The sequence below is a fragment of the uncultured Campylobacter sp. genome (assembly GCF_938045205.1).
Taxonomy (GTDB): Bacteria; Campylobacterota; Campylobacteria; order Campylobacterales; family Campylobacteraceae; genus Campylobacter_B.
On sequence record NZ_CALIMY010000138.1, the window covers coordinates 48380 to 68301 of the forward strand.

Annotated in this window: 17 protein-coding genes; 8 read left to right on the forward strand and 9 right to left on the reverse strand. The window is 46.2% G+C overall.

The features are described 5' to 3' along the window. Nucleotides 1–391: 391 nt before the first annotated feature. The 5 genes from Q0198_RS08520 to Q0198_RS08540 all read right to left on the reverse strand — a co-directional run bounded on the left by Q0198_RS08520 (nt 392) and on the right by Q0198_RS08540 (nt 5773). On the reverse strand, nt 392–1915 hold the full coding sequence (locus Q0198_RS08520) for a succinate CoA transferase (RefSeq protein WP_297896978.1): 1524 nt from the start codon (nt 1913–1915) through the stop codon (nt 392–394). A gap of 952 nt (nt 1916–2867) precedes the next feature. After that, nucleotides 2868–3386 carry a hypothetical protein gene (locus tag Q0198_RS08525; RefSeq protein WP_297896981.1) on the reverse strand — a complete coding sequence of 173 codons (519 nt, stop codon included), beginning with the start codon at nt 3384–3386 and terminating at the stop codon, nt 2868–2870. Nucleotides 3387–3524: 138 nt separating this feature from the next. Continuing rightward, nucleotides 3525–4091: a sel1 repeat family protein gene (locus tag Q0198_RS08530; protein WP_297896983.1), complete on the reverse strand. Its 567-nt coding sequence runs from the start codon at nt 4089–4091 to the stop codon at nt 3525–3527. 137 nt (nt 4092–4228) lie between these two features. After that, complete coding sequence (locus Q0198_RS08535) at nt 4229–4660, reverse strand: redoxin (RefSeq protein ID WP_297896986.1); 432 nt, start codon at nt 4658–4660, stop codon at nt 4229–4231. Between the two features lie 102 nt (nt 4661–4762). Then, a complete protein-coding gene (locus Q0198_RS08540; RefSeq protein ID WP_297896988.1) occupies nt 4763–5773 on the reverse strand; it encodes a DUF475 domain-containing protein in 1011 nt (336 codons plus the stop codon). An 87-nt stretch (nt 5774–5860) separates the two neighbouring features. On the opposite strand from Q0198_RS08540, the gene Q0198_RS08545 reads away from it, so the two are divergent. Beyond that, a complete protein-coding gene (locus Q0198_RS08545) occupies nt 5861–7180 on the forward strand; it encodes a Na+/H+ antiporter NhaC family protein (protein WP_297896990.1) in 1320 nt (439 codons plus the stop codon). Between the two features lie 13 nt (nt 7181–7193). On the opposite strand, the gene Q0198_RS08550 is transcribed toward Q0198_RS08545, so the two are convergent. After that, a complete protein-coding gene (locus Q0198_RS08550) occupies nt 7194–7349 on the reverse strand; it encodes a hypothetical protein (RefSeq protein WP_297896992.1) in 156 nt (51 codons plus the stop codon). Nucleotides 7350–7363: 14 nt separating this feature from the next. Here Q0198_RS08550 and Q0198_RS08555 point away from each other — a divergent pair, with 14 nt between their 5' ends. From Q0198_RS08555 to Q0198_RS08575, 5 genes are all read left to right on the forward strand, one after another. Further along, complete coding sequence (locus tag Q0198_RS08555; RefSeq protein ID WP_297896994.1) at nt 7364–7807, forward strand: copper resistance protein CopD; 444 nt, start codon at nt 7364–7366, stop codon at nt 7805–7807. Between the two features lie 613 nt (nt 7808–8420). Next, nucleotides 8421–9230, forward strand: a complete 810-nt coding sequence (locus Q0198_RS08560) for a transporter substrate-binding domain-containing protein (protein ID WP_297896995.1) — start codon at nt 8421–8423, stop codon at nt 9228–9230. Nucleotides 9231–9250: 20 nt separating this feature from the next. Continuing rightward, the gene (locus Q0198_RS08565; protein WP_297896997.1) at nt 9251–10054 is read left to right on the forward strand and encodes a transporter substrate-binding domain-containing protein; all 804 of its coding nucleotides are present in this window, start codon (nt 9251–9253) and stop codon (nt 10052–10054) included. 64 nt (nt 10055–10118) lie between these two features. Further along, nucleotides 10119–10922 (forward strand): transporter substrate-binding domain-containing protein, encoded by an 804-nt coding sequence (locus tag Q0198_RS08570; RefSeq protein WP_297896999.1) that lies wholly within the window; start codon nt 10119–10121, stop codon nt 10920–10922. A gap of 15 nt (nt 10923–10937) precedes the next feature. Further along, nucleotides 10938–11741 carry a transporter substrate-binding domain-containing protein gene (locus Q0198_RS08575; RefSeq protein ID WP_297897002.1) on the forward strand — a complete coding sequence of 268 codons (804 nt, stop codon included), beginning with the start codon at nt 10938–10940 and terminating at the stop codon, nt 11739–11741. Nucleotides 11742–11963: 222 nt separating this feature from the next. Here the strand turns inward: Q0198_RS08575 and Q0198_RS08580 are convergent, their stop codons facing one another. Beyond that, nucleotides 11964–12920, reverse strand: a complete 957-nt coding sequence (locus Q0198_RS08580; protein WP_297897004.1) for an AraC family transcriptional regulator — start codon at nt 12918–12920, stop codon at nt 11964–11966. A gap of 109 nt (nt 12921–13029) precedes the next feature. Here Q0198_RS08580 and Q0198_RS08585 point away from each other — a divergent pair, with 109 nt between their 5' ends. Together Q0198_RS08585 and Q0198_RS08590 are read left to right on the forward strand one after the other, a co-directional pair. Continuing rightward, nucleotides 13030–15000: a TonB-dependent receptor gene (locus Q0198_RS08585; RefSeq protein WP_366112026.1), complete on the forward strand. Its 1971-nt coding sequence runs from the start codon at nt 13030–13032 to the stop codon at nt 14998–15000. Between the two features lie 49 nt (nt 15001–15049). After that, the gene (locus Q0198_RS08590) at nt 15050–16195 is read left to right on the forward strand and encodes a PepSY-associated TM helix domain-containing protein (protein ID WP_297897009.1); all 1146 of its coding nucleotides are present in this window, start codon (nt 15050–15052) and stop codon (nt 16193–16195) included. Nucleotides 16196–16384: 189 nt separating this feature from the next. Here the strand turns inward: Q0198_RS08590 and Q0198_RS08595 are convergent, their stop codons facing one another. Next, nucleotides 16385–17317, reverse strand: coding sequence for a D-2-hydroxyacid dehydrogenase (locus tag Q0198_RS08595; RefSeq protein WP_297897011.1), 933 nt, complete (start codon nt 17315–17317; stop codon nt 16385–16387). A gap of 581 nt (nt 17318–17898) precedes the next feature. Beyond that, nucleotides 17899–19083 carry a glutathionylspermidine synthase family protein gene (locus Q0198_RS08600; RefSeq protein ID WP_297897012.1) on the reverse strand — a complete coding sequence of 395 codons (1185 nt, stop codon included), beginning with the start codon at nt 19081–19083 and terminating at the stop codon, nt 17899–17901. Nucleotides 19084–19922: the final 839 nt, after the last annotated feature.

A 19922-nucleotide genomic window follows, 5' to 3' on the forward strand; every position in this document is an offset into this window, starting at 1 on the left:
CTTACGCGTGGCAAATGAAGTGAGAGCTAAATTTAAAATTTAATAGCGGATTTATGGATGAAATTTTGCGAAGTTCAAAATTTTAAAATTCTAAGCCGTAGAATTTTAAAATTTAAAATGCGCGAACTGCAAATTTAGGGCTAAATTTTAAAATTCCGTAGCGATAAAATTTTAAATTCCGCACCTTAAATCCGCCTGCAAATTTTAAAATTTTACGGCGCAAATTTCGATCTATTCGTTTTATAACATTTCGCGCGAGCTTTACAAAATAAAATTTTAGTGCGCCTCGCTCTAAATAACGATAGAGCTTTCAAATGCAGGCGGAATTTTTAAGTGCAAACTTCCCGCTTCAGCAAAAATGGGTTTAAGCTTTAGGCTTTAGCGCATTAGCTCAAGCAAATTCGCTCCAAGCCTTCATGCTCCCCGTATCCTTAAATCTTTGATGCCACGACAGCGCCTCGCTTAGGATGTGCGGAGTATGCCCAGCACAGGGCTGCGCACATGCCCGCTCGAAATAATCTTTCAGTGCGTCTTGGTAAGTGGGATGTGCGATACTTATCATCGCGCGAGCCCGCTCACGAGGGCATTTACCACGCAGATCGGCGATGCCGTATTCGGTGATGATGACTTGAGTGTCGTGCTCAGTATGATCGACGTGGCTCACGAATGGCACGATAGCGCTGATTGCGCCGCCTTTAGCGAGCGATGGGCTCAAAAATAGCGACAAATATCCGTTGCGAGCGAAGTCACCGCTACCGCCAATACCGTTTTTCATCTGCGAACCCATGACGTTAGTGGAGTTTACGTTGCCGTAGATGTCCGCCTCTAGCATGCCATTCATCGATACGACGCCGAGCTTTCTGATGAGCGCTGGCGAGTTGGAGACATCTTGCGAACGCAGTATAATGTGCTTGCGGTAGAAATCGATGTTTTTTTGAAATTCCTCGACACCTGCGGGGCTAAGCGATAGCGCCGTGGCACTTGCAGTGCCTACGACGCCTCTTTTGATGAGATCTAGCATGCCGTCTTGGATCACCTCGGAGTAGCACTGCAGCCCTTGGTAGCCAGCATTTTGTAGTGAGCTAAGCACGGCGTTAGCGACGTTGCCGATGCCCGATTGTAGCGGCAGTAGCTTCTTTGCGGGAAGTCTGCCGCAAGCTTCCTCGTTTTTTAAGAATTTTACGACGTTGCGCCCGATCGCACTTGAAATTTCATCCACGGCGGTAAAATTATTGACGCGATCATGCGTCCTAGCCTCTATGACAGCGATTACTTTGGCAGGATCTACATGCATATAGAGGCTGCCTACGCGATCGCCTACGTGCTTGATCGGCAGATCCGCAGCGTGCGGAGGTAGGCGCAGATCCGTAACGTCGTGAATACCCTCCAGCTCAAGCGGCTGATAGTAATTCACTTCTAAAATAACGCGATCGGCGATATCGAGCCAGGCTTGGTTGTTGCCTAGCGATGTGGACGGCACGAGCTCGCCGCTTTCTTTAATCGCCACTACTTCGATCACGGCAAAGTTTAGATGTGGAAAAAAGCCAGCTTTAAGCTGCGCGGCAAGGCTTGATAGATGCACGTCCGTGTATCGTACGGCGCCGCTATTTATCGCACGGCGCATATCGGCATCCGTAAAAAACGGCGCGCGAAAGCTCACGGCACCTGCTTTTGCCAAAACTCCGTCTAAAAGCAGATCGGTCGATGCGCCCGTAAAAATTTCGATTTGATAGGGCTCGCCTTTTTTGTGCAGCGTTGTCGCTCGTTGCGCCAGAGCCTGCGGCAGCGCTAGTGCGCAGCCCGCCCCAACAAAGCCGCTAAAGCCCACCGATGCGCCATTTGGGATCAGTTCGCAGGCTTTCTCGGCGCTCATAATTTTTGATTTTAGATATTCGTTTTGCACGCGTGAGTTCATTTTCCGTCCTAGCCGTGATTTGGGCAAAATTATAATATTTTTGCGCTAAATTTCAAAATCTAAAATTTCGTGCACGAGCTAGGCTATAGAGCAAAATATGGGGGGTGCGGTCGGTTGGGATACGCCGCAAACGCTTCCGATTAGGCTTTTTTTGCTTCGGCGGTTTGCAATACCCGCTTGCGCGAGCGCTCGGTAAATAGGATTTTAAGCGTGATTGAAGCTTGGTTAATGATCTAGCTACGATATCATTAAACGCTTATCTCACACCAAATCTTGCGGAATTTAGGCGCAAAATTTACGCATAATTTATGAGCTGCGATATTTAAATTTAAGCTTCCTTTTGCAATTTAATCGCTCGCCGCACTCAAATTTAAATCCCCAACTTGTAATTTTAAAATAGATGTTTTGAAATTTATCGCTCGTGGCGTTCAAATTCCGCGTCTAGCGAGCCTTGAACTCATATTTGAAATTGCATCACTTGCGGTGCACGCCTTTGCACGCCGCGCTTGGATTTTAATTCCGCATTAATTGAAATTCCCCCTGTCTGGAATTCTTGCCTCTTCGCACAAGACGGCGGTTTAAAATTTCAGATTTCGCGCTTTTTTTGGGGGCGACTCGACGTAGATACGCAAAATTTTGATATTTTACGCTTGCAAAATTCTAAAAATTATATCATCGTCACGGATAGATTGCAGATTTTGTTTAAATTCTAGTTCTTAAAATTGTAGCTTCAGCCGTTACACGAGATTTTTAATTCAAAGAGCATTGCCGCGCAAATTCTAATCTCTGCTGAGCCCAAAAATTGACAACGCTTAAGACACAAATTTAAACGCGTTTTAGAATTTAAAATTTAGCCCGCCTTGTTACCATTTTCGGTCGAGCTTTATAAAATTTCGGCAAATTTTATACTTGCAAAATTTTAAACTCTATCGCCGCAAAATAGGGCAAAATTTCATCTCTGCGGCTTGCCGTCGCCGAATTTTGCGACTATCTCATCGCTGCAGCTCTCCTTGGGCGCCCAGCCTTCGCGCTTCATCCGCGCCAGATTGTCGCATGCCTCCTGCGAGCCGCCTTCGCAAAGCTCGTCGTATATCACGAGGCTACGGCACTGCCCGCTCGCAAAGCTCTCCAGCGCCGCGGCGTTGCCTAGACAGGCTCGCTCGCGCAGATCGCTCATCGCGCGCCCGCCTGCGCCGCCCATTTTATCTCCCTGCTTCCGCTCGGCGAGGGTGGCGAGCTCGCACGCATCTGCGAAAAAGCCCTGCGCTTTGAGGCGGTTTCGCACGACGCCGCGACCGCCCAGCTCGTATCTCATCGCCGCTTCGTAGCATGCGGCGGCGTCCTTTTTGCTGCATTTTGCTAAAAGCGCGCTGGTTTTTGCGCCGCTAAATTTAAACTCTTTGGCTTCGCTGCCCGCGCTTGCCAAACTAAGCGCCAGCGCCGCAGCCAGCGCAAGCTTTAAAGCTTTCATCTTTACTCCTTTTTCGTTTATCCGCTCGCACGCTTCGATTTACCGCCTCATCGCGCTGTACCCGTTGCCCGCTAAAATTTAAAAGGCTCACGCGCCTTATTTGCGATCGAAGCTTGGAATTTTATCGCCTCTGCCGCGCTAATTTTTCGGCAGCAGATCGAGCACCGCGCAGGCGCGCTTGTTGTGCATTTTACACGCTTTATCTAGCGCTTTCCCCGAGAGCTCAAAGCTTTGAGGGGTGCCGATTCCTTGTAGATATTTGACCGACAGCTCGTAGCAAGCTTCGCTACTGCCGGCATCGCACTGCTCGCGAAAAAGTTCAAACGACGCCACGACGTCCTTCTCCACGCCCAAGCCCCGCCCTAGCGCATCTGCGTAGAAAAAGCACGACAGCTGATCTTTTCGTTCGCAGCCGCTTTTCAGACCACGCGTGACGCGCTCGCAGGAGCCTTCGTCGCTTTTTACGATGCAGCTTTGCAGATCCGCCCGTGAAATTCCGTCCGTTTGGATGACCGCATCGGCGCTGCTTTGCGAGCCGGCGCTTGCTCCGCCGCTCTTTATAAAGCGCGCGTTTTGCGTGGCAGTTTCGCCGATACTCGTTGTTTTGTCCGTTTTGCCCGCCGCAGAAGCTTTATCCGCTGGCGCGCTCTCGCCGCAGTTTGCCGCAAGTGCGCAAAGTAGCGCCAAAAATAGAAATTTTTTCATACCAGCCTCCGTTAAATTTCGCGCCATTTTAATTAAAAATGCTGAATTTAAGAGAAATACGCTTCGCCTTAAATTTCAGCTCTATGTCGCAACGCGTTTAAAGCGCGAAATTTAAAGTGCGGCGCCGAAGCGATCGATCACAGGCTCTTTAGCGCCGCGAGTACGTTTTGTGCGTCCTGCTCGGGTTCAGCGATGCGGCTAAAGCGCTTTATCTCTTTGCCGCCTCGAAAAATCAGGGTTTGGCGGTGGTAAAATTTCTTCCCATCGCCGGTAGTGAAGGTTTCGAGCCCAAGCGGCGCTTCAAGCTCGAATTTTTTGTCGTTTATGAACTCAAACGAGGCGCCCGTAGCGCGCTTAAACTCGCTCGTGCCCGCCTCGCCCATGCTGCCTACGGCGATAAGCTCAAAGCCGAGGGCTTTTATCTGCGCAAGCGCGCTCTCATAGGCCTTGCATTGAAGCGTGCAGCCCGTAAGCCCCGCCGCATCACGCAACTCTGCGGGCAGAAATTTGCCGCTGTCGCCCATTTTCGGATAGGTAAAAACCACGCAATTTTTCGGTAAATTTATCATCTCTCGCCTTTTGATCGAAATAGGTCGCAAAAATAGCATAAAAAATCTTAAACCCGCTTAACGGATGAAATTTTAATAAAATTTATCCCACATTTCGGGCTTTTACTCGTTGTTTCCCGCGATCGTTTCGATTAGTTTGCGTTTGTTGCGGCGGTTGTAAAGCACCGACGAAAGGAGCGATAGCGCGATGAATAAGATCCCCACGGTGCCCGTTATGATCTCGCTTACTTCAAATTTCAGCTTGGCAAACATTATAAACGCCAAACACGCGATAGCATAGTGCGCGCCGTGCTCCAGATACGCGAAGTGCGACAGCGTGCCGCGAGCGATGAGATACAGCGTGATGGAGCGCACGAACATCGCGCCAGCACCTAGCCCCAGCATAATGATGAAGATATTATCGCTTAGCGCAAACGCGCCGATCACGCCGTCGAAGCTAAAGCTCGCGTCCAGAGTTTCTAAATACAAAAAGCCCGCGAGACCGTTTTTTACGCCGTCCGTGCCGAAAAGGCGGTCGAAGCAGGAGATGAGCAGATAGAGCAGGATCGCGCCGAAATACGCCGCGCCGAGCGTAGCCGAGCCCATTTTAGCAAGCAGCACGAGCCCCGCGGCTAGAGCGATCAGCGTGGGCACGTTTGGAATGCGCTTTAAAAATCGCACGAGCCCGTTATTTTCGATTATGCCCAGCCAGTGTAGCTCGCGCTGCGCATCGAAGAAAAAATCGCAAAAGACCATCAGCAAAAAAGCGCCCCCGAAAACATAAATTTGCGCCTCGTTCTCGCTTAAAATTTCATGGTAGCGGTGCGGCTGCTTAAGCGCTAGCACGAGGGTTTCCCAAAGACCCAGATGCGCGCTAGCCGCGACTATTAGCACGGGGAATAAAAACCTCATGCCAAAAACCGCGATCGGAATGCCCCAGAGGATAAATCTGCTCTGCCACACCGGCGCCATATCTTTTAGCACCTTGGCATTGACTACGGCGTTGTCGAAGCTAAGGCTGATTTCGAGTGCGCACAAAAGTGCGCAGATATAAGCGGCACCCGCACCGCCGATATAAAACGCGATAGCAAGCGCAATTAGGCTTACTACAAAAGAGGAGTAAAAATATTTCATCGCTGTCCTAGCCGATTTTTTGCGCGATTTTAGCAAAATTTAGCCCTAAATTCTATATAATTGCAAAAATTCCAAAAAAGGCAAACGATGCTTACCAATCCCGTATTTATCAGTATCTGTGTGATGTGCGCGCTATGCTTGCTGAGGTGCAACGTAATGCTCGCGATCCTAATCGGCACGATATGCGCCGTGCTCTCAAGCAATATCCCGCTGGGCGATGCCATAAATTTATTCATAAACGGCAACCCTGAAAACGCCGGTAGCCTCGGTATGGGCGGAAATTTAGAAACCGCGCTTTCATATCTGCTGTTAGGCGTCATCGCAAGCGCGATCTCAAAGACGAACTTAACGGCGATCTTGGTGCGCGCGGTGGCAAATTTAATCAGCGACAAAAAATACGTCTTTATCTTTTCGATCGCCTTTTTTGCGTGCTTCTCACAAAATTTAATCCCCGTGCATATCGCCTTTATCCCGATTTTGATCCCGCCGTTAGTCAAGATCATGAACTCGCTAAAGATCGACCGCCGCGCCGTAGCGTGCGCGCTGACGTTCGGCTTGCAGACGCCGTATATGGCGCTGCCGCTGGGATTTGGACTTATCTTTATGGGGCTAATCGAAAAAAATATGAACGCAAACGGCATCGCGGTAAGCCTTGGCGACATATCAAGCGTGATGTGGCTAAGCGCCGTGCCGATGCTCGTGGGCCTCATCCTGGCCGTGATCTACTACCGCAAGCCGAGGGAGTATGCCGAAACCAAACAGAGCCTGGACGCACATTTTAGCGAGCTTAGGATGGGTATGCGCGAATGGGGTGCGCTAGCGGGTATCGCGGTGTGCTTCGCGGTGCAAATTTGGATCAAATCCCTTCCGTTTGCCGCGCTTAGCGGAATTTTAGTAATGCTTGTGAGCAAAGGCATCGAGTGGAAGAAGCTCGATAATGTATTTGACGAGGGCGTGCATATGATGGGCTATATCGCGTTTTTGATGCTGATCGCCGCAGGATACGGCACGATCTTAAAAGAAACCGGCGGCGTGAACGAGCTGGTGCACGTAGCGAGCACTTTAAGCGGCGGCAAGCTAGGCGGTGCGCTGCTGATGATCGGCATCGGACTGCTGGTGACGATGGGTATCGGCTCGAGCTTCGGCACGATCCCTATCATCGCTACGATATATTGCCCGCTAGCCGCGCAGCTTGGCTTTAGCACGGCGGCGACGATCTTTATCATCGGCGTGGCTGCGGGTATCGGCGATGCAGGCTCGCCTGCGAGCGATAGCACGCTCGGGCCTACCGTGGGGCTGAATATCGACGGCGAGCATAGCCATATGTGGGATACCTGCGTGCCGACCTTTATTTTCTTTAATATCCCGCTGATCATATTCGGCATAATCTTTTCGATGATGCTTTGAAATTTTATAAAATTTAGCCGCGCGGCTTTGCTTTTAAATTTGCCTGCGCGATTTTGCCAAAATTTATCTGCGTCGCTCGCACGATCGGCTTAAATTTAACCGCTCGCGGCGCGTTGATGAAAATCATTGCTAAAATTTGAAATTTCGCATAAAATGGGCGAAATTTCATAGCAAGGAGCGGCGGTGGAACGAATTTATCCTTACGTGCAGATCGTGCATCTCATCTGCGCCATTATCTTTTTGGGCTACATATTTTTCGACGTCGTGATTTTTTCACGGCTTAAAGGCACGCTGGGCGCGGATTTTGAGCGCGTTAAAAAGGCGATTGGCTCGCGCGCGATTAAGATCATGCCGGTTTGCCTTTTTACGCTGATAATCACCGGCGGAATGATGATGAGCCGTTGGGTCGGAAGCGCTAACGGCGGGTATTTCGGCACGCCGCTTCAAAAAATCTTTATGCTAAAAGTCACGCTCGCGCTCATCATCGCCGTGTGCGTAGCGATAAATTTGAGCTGCCGCGCGATGGGAAGGCCCGCGCCTGAGTTTTTACGAGCGAACATCCACAAAATCGCCTTTGTATTCGGCTTCATCATCGTGCTTTGCGCTAAGCTTATGTTTGTAGTATGATTTATAGCGCAAAATTTAGCGCTGGCGGCACGCTTTTATCGCGAAATTCTGTAGCGTGGCACAGATTTAATTTTGCTTGCTTTTAAAATACGACGCTTGCTAAAAATTTTAAAATTCCAATTTATCGAGCGGGCATAGGGATTTAAGAATTTTAAATTCCGCCGCGTCTGCACCAAAGCACGAAATTTTAAAATTTCACTCCTTTCTTGTGCTGTTTTGTCAAACGCAATCTGCAAAATTTAATCTCATAAAATTTTAAAATTTCATCGCAAGCTTTAAAGTGCTCGTAAAATTTCTCGCTCAATCCTACGCTGAAAATTTTGTAAAATTCTGTGGCTTTAAAATTTTGCAAAATTTTAAAAATTTTAAATTCTATCGCTAGGATGCGGATGAAAACTCTAAAAAAAGCTCGCGTGGAATCGAAGCAAACAATGAAAAAGCGAATTTATTTAGCGACTTTACTTACTATTTAATAATCATTAAAGATATAAAAAGCTAAAATTGCTTTTCGCCTGCGGGCGAATTTAATGTCTGCTTGCCATTCGGGCGGGATTTTGAGGTTTTCCGTAGCCGTGGCAATGGTTTTGAAATTATTTATGAGAAAGGAAAAAGGATGAAGAAATTTCTCTTAAGTCTGCTCGTCGCAGCTTTGGCTAGTAGCGCGCTTTGCGCTAGGTCGCTCTCCGAGATCAAAAGTAGCGGAGTGCTTAGAATAGGCGTTTATGACGCGCAACCACCATTTAGCAAGATAGAAGACGGCGTGCATCAGGGCTTTGAGGTCGATATGGCAAACGCCATCGCTAAAGATATGCTTCCATCAGGCGGAAAAGTGGAGTTTACCTCCGTGCTTGCAAATCAGCGTATAAAATTCCTACAAGAAGATAAGGTGGATGCGGTTATCGCAACTCTTACCGTAACTCCGGAGCGCGAGAAGCAGGTAGATTTTACGACCCCGTATTTTAGCGTCAATATAGGCATTTTAACCCGCGTCGAAGATAAGATTAAATCTTTAAACGAATTGCAAGATAAAACTATTTTGGTTCTTAGCGGCGGTACTGCAGAAACATACTTTGAAAAGCAAGGCTATAATATCGCCAGATGCGATAACGCAAATGCCTGCTATAAGGCGCTAAAAGCTGGGCAGGGCGACGGGTATGCCGACGATAACCTAGTCGTGCTGGCTTATCCGGTATTAGATAAAAAGGTTGAAGTAAATATCAAAAATTTAGGCACTTCGGATTTCTTAGCCATCGGCGTAAAAAAGGGCAATTCGGAGCTTTTGGATTTTCTAAACGGCGAGCTAATCAAGCTAAGCAAAGAGGGCTTTTTCAAAAATTCGTTCGATAATTTCATCGAGCCTTACTACAAAGGAACTGCAGAGAAAAAGTATTTCTTGCTGGATGATCTTTATAGCTTGCTGTAATTTTAAAAAAGGGGGACGCTATGAAAAAGATAATCTTGGCGTTAATGCTGGCTGCGTGTTCGCTTCTTAGCAACACTTTGACTCAAATCAAAGAAAAAGGGGTTATTCGAATCGGTATAGATGGCTCATCTCCGCCGTTTAGTGTCGCTAAAGCTGGCGAATATAGCGGCTTTGAGATACTCTTAATCGAAGGGCTTGTTAAAGAAATTTTCGGTGATAAAGGCAGCAAGATACAATATGTCGTAACGGTAGGCGATGATCGTATAAAAGCGGTGCAGGATAACAGAGTTGATTTGGATATCGCACTAATCTCGGTTACAAAAGAGCGCGAGAAGCTGGTAGATTTCTCCGATCCATACTTTAGCGTAAATATCGGCGTGCTAACTCGTAGCGACGATAATATCAGAAAGGTCTCCGATCTAAACGGAAAGACTATACTGGCGCAGCCCGGTACTACTGTGTTTGATTACTTTACGAAACAGGGCTATAACGTAGTACCGTGTGCGAGCGCGAATGAATGCTTTAATGATCTAAAATCGGGTAAGGGCGACGGATACGGCGATGATAATCTACTTGTATTTGCTTACGCTGTAGTCGACCGCAAAGTCGAAGTAAATATCAAGAATTTAGGCTCGACGGACTTCCTGGCCATCGCGGTGCAAAAGGGCAATACCGAGCTGCTTAACGCGGTAAATGCGGGACTAATTGAGCTAAGTAAAAAGGGTTTTTTTACAAAAATTTTTGATGAGAGTATTGAGCCTTTTTATAAAGGCACCATTGATAAAAAGTATTTCTTGCTGGACGATCTTTACAGCTTGTTTTAATTTAAAGTGGCGATGGACGGAATTCTATTCGCCGGCAAATTTTAGTAAAATTTAAAGGAATTTTATGAAAAAGATTATATTTGCATTATTAATCGCTTCATGTTCGTTATTTGCTAACTCTTTAGCGCAGATCAAAGAAAAAGGGCTCATTCGTATCGGAATAGACGGCTCACTGCCGCCGCTTAGCGTCTCCGAGGACGGCAAATACAGCGGTTTTGAAATTTCGCTTATCGAAGAGCTCGTGAAAGAAATTTTCGGCGATAAGGGCGGCAAAATCGAATATGTCGTAACTCTGGGCAATGATCGTATCACAGCCGTGCAAGATAACAAGGTCGATTTGGATATCGCGGCGATTACGGTTACGAAAGAGCGCGAGAAACTAGTGGATTTTTCAAACCCTTACTTTAGCGTAAATATCGGCGTACTAACCCGTAGCGATGACAATATCAAGACAATAAACGACCTGCAGGATAAAGAAATTTTAGCAGAGCCCGGCACTACGGCGTTTGATTATTTTAATAAGGAAGGCTTTAAAGTTATCTCATGCGCTAGTTCTAGTGAATGTTTCCGAGCGCTAAAATCCGGTCGCGGCAGCGGCTATGCAGACGATAATATGGTAGTTTTGGGTTATTCGGTTGTAGATCGCAAGGTAGAGGTAAATATCAAGAATTTAGGCACGACGGACTTTTTAGCTATCGCGGTGCAAAAAGGTAACGATGACTTGCTAAACGCCTTAAACGACGGGCTTGTCAAGCTCAGCAAAAACGGCTTTTTCAAGAAAATTTTTAACGACAGCATCGATCCTTTTTACAAGGGCAAGGCTGAGAAAAAATATTTCTTGTTAGATGATCTTTATAAAATGTTTTAATTCAAAGGACAAAATATGAAAAAAATTCTACTAAGTATTTTGCTGGGTGCTGGCGCGCTTTGCGCTAATTCCCTAGCAGATATCAAGCAAGCAGGCGAAATTCGCATAGGCTTGCAAGATTCCCAGCCTCCGTTTAGCTTCGATGATAACGGCACGCTGAAGGGCTTTGAGGTTGACTTGGCAAACGAGCTAGTCAAAAATCTATTTGGCAATAAAAAGATCAAAATCGACTTTATCGCCGTAGCATCTAAAGATCGCGTCCCCTCGCTAGAGCAAAATAAAGTAGATCTCATCATATCCAAGCTTACCGTCACAAAAGATCGCGTTCAGAAAGTCGATTTTTCTTACCCGTATTATTCAGTGCAAATTGGCGTGCTAAGCCGTAAGGATGATAATATTTCAAGAATCGATCAGATCGCGCATAAAAAAATTCTAAGCGTTAAAGGCACAACTGCCGAGGAGCACTTCAAAAACGCGGGCTATGAGATTGCGACATGTGCCGACGCGAATGAGTGCGTCGCTAGGCTAAAGGCTGGCGAGGGCATAGGCTTTGCCGACGATAATACGGTCGTACTCGGATACGCTAGAAACGACGCCACACTTGATGCAAAAATCATCAACCTCGGCAAGGTAGATTATATCGCTGTTGCCCTATCTAAGGGCAATACCGAGCTACTTGATGCGGTTAATAGCAGCCTGGTAAAAATGTATAAAGCGAAATTTTTCCATAAGGCTTTTGACGAGGATATCAAGCCATACTACGGCGGCAAGATCGATAAAAAGCACTTTACGCTAGACGAGGTTTATAGCCTGTTTTAATTTAGACGTATTTAAAATTTTAAGGCGTCCTTTGACGTACAAACATACGCGCAGCTGCGATATTTGATCGCAGCTCGCTTTTGCCGCCAAGGCTTCGGCGGCAATTTATAATTTAAATTCCGTATTTTTACGGATCCCGGTTGCGATATAAAATTTTATGAGATTTTGATATGCAGTTACGAAAGATTGTGGCTTATAAAAGATAGCCGGTCGCAAGAAATTCTAATCCGAGTAGTAAAATTTTATATCCTTTTTCAGTTGCATCGGCAATATATTAAATTTAGCCCTAAAAATTTTAGAAAAATGCGATAAATTATTGTATCCGACCATTTTAGCAGCTTCGTTTACGCTGATTTGATCTAGACTTAATAGCTCTTTTGCAATTCCAAGCCGCTCATTTGTCAGCATTGCATAAACGCTCGTGCCAAAATATGCTTTAAAATCCCTTTTTAGTGCAAATTCGTTCGTGGCGCAAAGATGAGCAAGCTCTTTAATGCTAGGTGGATTTTGCATATTTTCGAGTAATATTTTCTTTGCTTTTTGGACTGTTTTTATGCGATTTTCATCAAGATTAAGCGCATTTTCGGGCTCATTAAATTTATGAAAACTTCTATAAAGCATCTCTAAAATTTTACTTTCCATAAAAATTTCGCGCATTTTGCCGTCGTATATCGCGGCATTTTCGATTTCTTTAAGGATGATATTTTGCACGGCGCTTGTTTTAAATTTCTTCATGCAAACGGCTTGATCTAAATTCAAATTTTTTAAAATTCCCAGCTCATTCGCAAAAGCGGTGCTAAGCGCTATGCATGAGCTTTTATAGTGTTTATTTTCAAGCTCGTGAACGCCACGCAATTTGCTTTGCATAGTTCCGAGCCAAAACTCACCTTTATTCAAGACGAATTGATCTTTATCCGATCTGAAGCAGATAGGATTTTCGCCCGTATTGAAAAATAAAAATGAATAGCGGCTGCCCCGTTCGTGGCGATGCAAAAGGAAATCTCTGCAAATTATATCGCTGCTATAATATCCTATCTCTCCGCCCGTATAAAAAGAGCTAAAGCCGAATTTTATACTTTCGCTTTCAAGCTCGGTTTTGTTATACCCACATTGCTTGGACGGCTCAATGTCGTTAGATATTTTTTGTAAAAAATCATCTAAACTTATCTCTTTACTCATCTTATCCCTTTAGCGTTTAAAATAATCCCTCTGCCGTTTAGTATTTCTTGATAATGCATATCTTATTATAGTAAAATGAGTTTAAATTTTAATAATAAAAGGGGCGTTTGTGCGCGCAATATATAAATTATCGCTGATTGCTGCTATAGCGACAGCCGGAATATCGAGCGAGATAGAAAAACAGGACAAAAGCGTAAATTTGGGCGAAATTACCGTAGTCAGTGCTACGGGCTATCGGCAAAATATCCAAGACGCACCCGCTTCTATCTCCGTTCTTACGCAAAAAGAGATACAAAAGCGCAACTACCAAGATATCTCCGCAATGGTAGAGGACTTGCCGAGTGCCTTTACCGCAACGCTAGGCGCTGCATCGAGAAAAGGCATAAGCCTAAGAGGTCTGTCTCAAAAATATACGAAAATTTTAATCGACGGCAAGCCCGCGACCAGCGATAGCGCTTATAAAGGATTAAGAAGTATTGGCAGTAGCCAGAATTTCTTGCCTCCCGCAAATGCGATAGAGCGCATAGAGGTCATCCGCGGTCCTATGAGCTCGCTTTACGGCAGCGACGCTATGGGCGGAGTAATAAATATCATCACCAAGGGCTTTTCAAATGAGCCTAGCGGCAATGTAAACGGATACTATACTTTCGCTAAAAAATCGCAAATAAAAGGTGATTATCAAACGGGTTTTTATCTAAACGGAGCTATCGTCCCGGACGTGCTAGGTATCGCACTTTACGGCAGATTTTTTGAAAAGATAGAGGATAAAGAGCCTTATGCGAATAGAAATAATGAAGAGACGAATATAGGCGCAAAACTGATGTATAACGTAACGCAAAATGATGAGGTAACGCTTGATTATCGTAAAGTAAATAATAAATTTAGGCGTACATACGGGCGTACGCGAACAATCTCGGGAGGCAATAACGATATTGCGAAAGAGGATATGAAAGGCTACACTGCAAGCCTGTCTCACCAGGGAAAATACGATAAGTTTATGATAGATAGCTATGCAAACTACGATAGCATGAAAGAAAGCGGCGCCCAGGATCTGCGTCTTAGAACGACTACGTTAAATTCTAAAGGCTCATATTTTTTCGATTCAAATGCTTTGAGTTTGGGCGTACAATATCGAAGCGAGAGATTAAACGAAGCCGCTACTACCGCAGATGAGGCAAATGTCAAAAGATGGGATTATTCGATCTACGGCGAGGATGATTTTTATCTAACTGATGATTTAACACTAACCGGCGGAATCAGATATAACCGCGATAAGGACTATGGCGGCCATATATCGCCGCGCGCTTATGCCGTTTATCGTTTAAACGAAAGTTTTTCTATTAAAGGCGGCGTTTCGACGGGATATTCAACTCCGGATATTAAGCAGCGTAGCGAGGGCCTTGCCCTGCCATTTGCAGGAGGCCAGGGAGCGCAGATAGGCAGAAGCTCTTTAAAGCCTGAAAGCAGCATAAGCTACGAAGGCGGGTTTTCTTACGACGATAACGATAAATTTAACTTTAGCGCTACCGCGTTTTATACCAAAATCAAAGATGGAATTTCTACCAAATTAATTTGCCGCCCAAGACCGGGAAATCCTTGCGTGCATAACGGCAAAACTTACAGACGCGGTATTTGGGACACTATAAATATCGGGGAAGCCGAGGTTAGGGGTCTAGAGCTAAGTAGCGATTATCAAATTTTAAATAATTTGAAGCTGCATGCAAACTACGCCTATACGAAATCCGAGCAAAAAACGGGTAGCGAGAAGGGCAAAACCTTAAATAATTTTCCAATCCATTCGGTAAAGCTAGGATTTGATTACGACGTAAGCTCCAAGCTAAATTTATGGTCGCAAATAAATTATTATAGTAGGACGCGCGATAGCCTAAGCTACGATGAGGATATCCGCTCATACACGCTTTTTGATCTGGGCGCGAGCTATAAAGTCACAAAAGACGCAAGTTTAAATTTTACGCTTTATAACATATTCAACGAATTCGTACTAACGCGCTCGGGAAATTATCAAATGATGGTCGTAGACGGGATGAAGGCGCAGGTTGGATTTAACGTGAACTTTTAAATTCGCGGCGCATAAATTTCGTCCGCGGATTTAAAATTTAAGGAAATTAATGGCGATTCTAAAAAGGAAAAAATTTTGGTTCAACGTCCATCTTGTTTTGACGCTTATATGCTGCGTACCGATCTTAATCATAGCCCTTAGCGGCGCTATTATCTCGTATCATGATGAGATTATAGATGCGTTAAATCAAAGCAAATCTTTCGTGCGCCCGAGCGAAAAAGACGCTCTTAAGCCCGCCGAAATTTTAAATATTTTCAGAAAAGTCAAGCCCGGTTTTACGCTCAGTTATTATAGGATTCCTCAAAATAAAAACGAAGCGATTAGGCTTTCTGGCACAGATTCTAGCGGCGAGTTTAAATCATATTTTATAGATCCTTATAACGGCGAAATTACTTCGGAAAATATAGGCGATACGTTTATCGGCGTAATGCTAAACCTACATACCAATCTGGGATTTGGGCTAAGCAAAAACGAAACTCTGCGGGTAATAGGCAAAAATATCGTGGCGCTTAGCACGGTTATGTTTATTTTGGTCTTAATTTCAGGCGTGGTGATCTATTATCCTAGCTTTAGAGGAAAGATTTTACGCGCATTTAGGATAAATTTTAAAGCGAGAGGTTACACGTTTTTATATAGCTTGCACGGCGCGGTCGGAGCTTTGCTACTGCCCGTTTTGCTTACGATAAGCGCTAGTGGGCTTTATTGGTCGTATGATTGGATAGCCAAAATCACCAACAGAGCGCTAGGCGAAAAGGAAATTTTTAGAAAAACGAGTTTTACCGAAGTGCGAGGATTTTCGCTCGAGGATGAAGATAAAATTTTAAATTTGCAGACGGCACTTGATATTTTTAAGCGTGAACGCGGTGAAAACTACGAATTCTTTAACATCATCGCTCAAAAAGATGGAGAAAATTTTATGATCTTTTATTTCGATAAAGGCGAAGAGAGCGAAAAGCATATGAACACGATGAGCGTGAACGTTAAAAAGGGCATCTTGCGGCATGCTCGCTATGATGATGCGAAAAGCACCATGCCGCGCCCTTTTGCTATACATAAAGCCGTTTTGAGCGTGCATTCGGGCTATATCTTCGGCGAGGCGGGTAAGTTCTTATTTTGCGTAGCGGCGATTTCAGTGTTATTTTTTATAGTTACGGGATTTTGGATGAGCATAAAAAGAATTTATAAGAAAAGATAAGTCTACGAATTCAAAGCGGAGAGATAGCTTATCCGCGGCGTAAATTTAAAATTTTACCCGAAGCAATATCGCTTCTTTTCAGCTAATAAAATTTTATGTGTAGCGCTTTGAAATACTATGTGCAGAGTCTTTTTAAGCCTTGCGCCGCATCTTGATTTTGTTAAATTTGCTTTGGCGTTTTAACTGCATTCATTTGCCGCTCATAAAATCTCTAATATTTTGCGCGATCATTTTTATTAGCCGCTTGCGAGCCTCTATGCTCGCCCATGCTATGTGAGGCGTGATGATGACATTGCAGCGATTTTTTACTCGCAGCAGCGGATGATCCGCCTTCATCGGCTCTGTTTGCAGCACGTCAAGCGCCGTGCGTAGGCCTCGCTCGTCCACGGCGCGAGCCAGCGCGTCCTCATCCACGATGCCGCCGCGGCCGAAATTCATCAAGATCGCCCCCTCTTTCATCTTCGCAAGCTCCGCCTCGCCGATCAATCCCGCCGTTTTTTCATTTAGCGGGGCGTGTATCGAGATGATATCACAAGCTCTCAAAAGCGCATCCAAGCTCACTCTGGCAAACTCGCCGTTATCGTTCGCGCCGCTGGTGGAGTAGTATCTCACGTTCGCGCCGAATGCGGCGGCGATGCGGGCGACCTTTGCGCCGATCTGTCCAAGCCCGATGACGCCGAATTCTTTGCCGTAAATTTCGCTGATGGGCGCGTCAATGTGAGTAAAAATTTCGCTCTCGCACCATTTGCCGCTACTGCCGTAATCCGCGTAGTATCCGAGCGCGTTGGTTAGCGCAAACAGCGACGCGAATGTCTGCTGCACGACGCTGTTCGTCGAATAGCCCGCCACGTTTTTCACCGCGATGCCGCGAGCCTGCGCGGCCTGCATGTCGATGTTATTCGTGCCCGTGGCGCTGACGCAGATCAGCTTAAGCGCGGTTTGCGCCATGATCTCATCCGTGATTAGGACTTTGTTGGTTATGACGACGCCCGCGCCGGCTAGGCGCTGTGCGGTTTGCGCGGGCTCGGTCATTTCGTAACTTTCAAACTCGCCCAAGCTCGCGATCTCGCTAAGATCGGCATTGCTTCCCAGCGTCGCGGCATCCAAACATACGATTTTCATATTTCCCCCTTTGCGTTTTAAAATTTTAAGTCGTAGCAGCGCGGCTAAATTTAGCCGTCAAATTTCGTTGCGCGGTCGGAGCGCGGCGCTTAAACGGTAAATTTTAACCTGCAAAATTTAGCTATTGCGGAAATTTGCTCTCGCGAAATTTTATTATCGCGAATTCCGCTCTTGCTAAAATTTTAATGCTCGCAGCGCTCGGGGCGTTAAATTTTAGAATTTTAATTCGCATAGAAATAAGCGGTAAGTTTTACCGCCGCTAAACCCTGCGTCTAAATTTTGAAATTCTAATTTGCGCCGAAGTGAGAGATCAATTTTTGCCGCTCGCGTTTAAATTTTAAAATTTAGCTCGCGCAAATCTTGCTCTGCACGGAATTTAGTTCGCGTCATTTAGCCTGCTCGAAATTTTATCTGCGCAGAATTCCAGTAGCGACGCTACGTTAAATTTTGCCGTAGCCTCCAGCGTTAAATTTCACCGCCGCCCAGCGATAAAATTTACCGCCGCGAGAGCCTTGCCGCCAAAGCTACTGCCAAAATACTCCGCCTTAAAATTTCTCAAATTTTTAAAATTTGCCGCGCCGCTACTTCGCGTCCTCGATGTAGTGCCCCACAAATTTTGAGAGATTATTGAGTATCTCGCCGCCCTTGCGGAAGCCTAGCGCGCAGCCCTCAAAGGCGAAAAATACCCCCGCTTGGTAGCTCTGGGCGCGCTCGTCTTTGTTTAGCTCGTAAAATTCCTGATATAAAAATTTCTGATTTCCGTAGTCGCCGCCGTTTTCCTCTATCTTTCTGCCGTCGGCGTCGAAAATTGCCACATTCGCCCCCTCACGCGCCAAAAACGGCTTTTTGATCATCTTTTTGCCGATGATCGGCGAAAAGGAGCTTTGCAGCAGCAGCGGGTGGTTTGGATACAGATCCCACAGGATTTTCATAATCCCCTTGCTTTGAAAAAGCAGCGTGTATGCGGGGTTTAAAATGATCGCCTTTTGATTTTGCACGATGTTTTTTAGCAGTATCGCAAGCTCGCCCTCCTCGATCGCGATCGCCTCCCAAGGGATCAGCTTAAACCAATACTCGTAGTTTTCGCCGTCAAAAAACACGCCCTCTTCGTCGTTAAATTCCACCTCGTCCACGTAGGCAAAGCGCGTCTTAAAGCCCGCATCCTCCGCGGTCTGCTGCAAAAGCTTCGTCGTCTTTTCATCCTCGACGTTGCCCGCGACGCTGCTAAATAGAATTTTCCACCCCTCATAAAATTTAGAAAAGTCCTCGAGCTCGCCGTCAAGCACCACAAGCCGCTTGAAATTATCGCGCAGCGCGTCGTAGAGGTCGTTGAACTGGCTCGCCTCGTCCATACCGTTTTCTTTGAGCATCGCCCACTGGATGATCGCCGTCTCAAACACCGCCGTGGGCGTGTCGGCGTTAAATTCTATCAGCTTGATCGGCTTGCCGTCCAGCCCGCCTGCGAAATCGAAGCGCCCGTATAGGTGCCAGTGCACCTCGTTTTCCCAGCTTTGCTTGATTAGATCGACGAGGTTGAAGGGGATGCCTAGCTCGTGGAAGAGGTTATTGTCGATGACGTGCTGCGCAGCTGCGACAAACATCTCGTATAGCTCGTTTGCGGCCTCATAATACGCATCCGCCTCCGCAGCGCTCACGCACACGATCTCGTCGCTGACGTAAGGGGTCTCGTCTGCGTCCGTGTGCCAGTAAAAGCCGAGCTTTTCGAGATACTCGTTGCTTAACGGCGTTATCTTTTTTAGTTGCATAGATTTTCCTTTTTATGTAAATTTTAAAATTCCGCCCGCAGCGCAAAACAAATATAGCACTAGTCGCTGCCGGCGTATCTTGCGAGCGCGGCGAAGCAGAATAAAACGCGAGCTACGAGCTCGCACCTCTAAGCGCACCAGTTAATCAGAGCTCGGCGGGCGAGCGGTGCATTGCTCCGCTGCAGAGCGGCGCCTCTTTTGCAAGAAATACACCCTTGCAAGTAGCCCCTCCTCGGCTTCCTCAAAAACTGCGGCACGACTTGATCATGCGCCGCTGCGATCAGGATTTCGCCCGGGTAAAATTTACTCACTTTAGCACTGCTCGGCGATATAAAATTTGTCGCAATAGGCGCCGCGATACGAAATTCCGATTGCAGATGCGGTGATCAAAACTCCCGTCACAGCACGGCCTCGCTCGCCTTAATGTCGCGTCGCAATATAAAATTTTATCGCACGACGCTGCCTTTCATATCAAAATTTCGCCGCGTGGCAATACCTCAGTAAAAAATGCGATCCGATGCGCTCGGCAGCGGGCGCGAATTCCGCCTCATCATGACATCGCCGCGGCAATAATTACAAACTGCTATACGCATAGTGACGCGTAATTTTATCTTGACGCAACCTCGCCGCGTAAGGATTGTAAATCACTACGCGCACCGTAGAATTTTTTCTAGCGACAACGCATCCGAAGAACACTGCCCCCGAGCGATACGAAATTTCGTCGTATCAAATTTCACCAAAGACGTGCAGCGCGGAGCGCGCTTTCGTTTTAGCTAAAATTCTGCTGCGACGGAATTTTGCTCGCTTTCAAGTGCCGCGTGTTAAAATTTAAACTCGCC

Bases quoted from the DNA above. Each gene is read 5' to 3' on its own strand.
- Q0198_RS08520 (WP_297896978.1), bottom strand. From the start codon at position 1,915: ATGAACTCACGCGTGCAAAACGAATATCTAAAATCAAAAATTATGAGC.
- Q0198_RS08525 (WP_297896981.1), bottom strand. From the start codon at position 3,386: ATGAAAGCTTTAAAGCTTGCGCTGGCTGCGGCGCTGGCGCTTAGTTTG.
- Q0198_RS08530 (WP_297896983.1), bottom strand. From the start codon at position 4,091: ATGAAAAAATTTCTATTTTTGGCGCTACTTTGCGCACTTGCGGCAAAC.
- Q0198_RS08535 (WP_297896986.1), bottom strand. From the start codon at position 4,660: ATGATAAATTTACCGAAAAATTGCGTGGTTTTTACCTATCCGAAAATG.
- Q0198_RS08540 (WP_297896988.1), bottom strand. From the start codon at position 5,773: ATGAAATATTTTTACTCCTCTTTTGTAGTAAGCCTAATTGCGCTTGCT.
- Q0198_RS08545 (WP_297896990.1), top strand. From the start codon at position 5,861: ATGCTTACCAATCCCGTATTTATCAGTATCTGTGTGATGTGCGCGCTA.
- Q0198_RS08550 (WP_297896992.1), bottom strand. From the start codon at position 7,349: ATGAAATTTCGCCCATTTTATGCGAAATTTCAAATTTTAGCAATGATT.
- Q0198_RS08560 (WP_297896995.1), top strand. From the start codon at position 8,421: ATGAAGAAATTTCTCTTAAGTCTGCTCGTCGCAGCTTTGGCTAGTAGC.
- Q0198_RS08565 (WP_297896997.1), top strand. From the start codon at position 9,251: ATGAAAAAGATAATCTTGGCGTTAATGCTGGCTGCGTGTTCGCTTCTT.
- Q0198_RS08570 (WP_297896999.1), top strand. From the start codon at position 10,119: ATGAAAAAGATTATATTTGCATTATTAATCGCTTCATGTTCGTTATTT.
- Q0198_RS08575 (WP_297897002.1), top strand. From the start codon at position 10,938: ATGAAAAAAATTCTACTAAGTATTTTGCTGGGTGCTGGCGCGCTTTGC.
- Q0198_RS08580 (WP_297897004.1), bottom strand. From the start codon at position 12,920: ATGAGTAAAGAGATAAGTTTAGATGATTTTTTACAAAAAATATCTAAC.
- Q0198_RS08590 (WP_297897009.1), top strand. From the start codon at position 15,050: ATGGCGATTCTAAAAAGGAAAAAATTTTGGTTCAACGTCCATCTTGTT.
- Q0198_RS08595 (WP_297897011.1), bottom strand. From the start codon at position 17,317: ATGAAAATCGTATGTTTGGATGCCGCGACGCTGGGAAGCAATGCCGAT.
- Q0198_RS08600 (WP_297897012.1), bottom strand. From the start codon at position 19,083: ATGCAACTAAAAAAGATAACGCCGTTAAGCAACGAGTATCTCGAAAAG.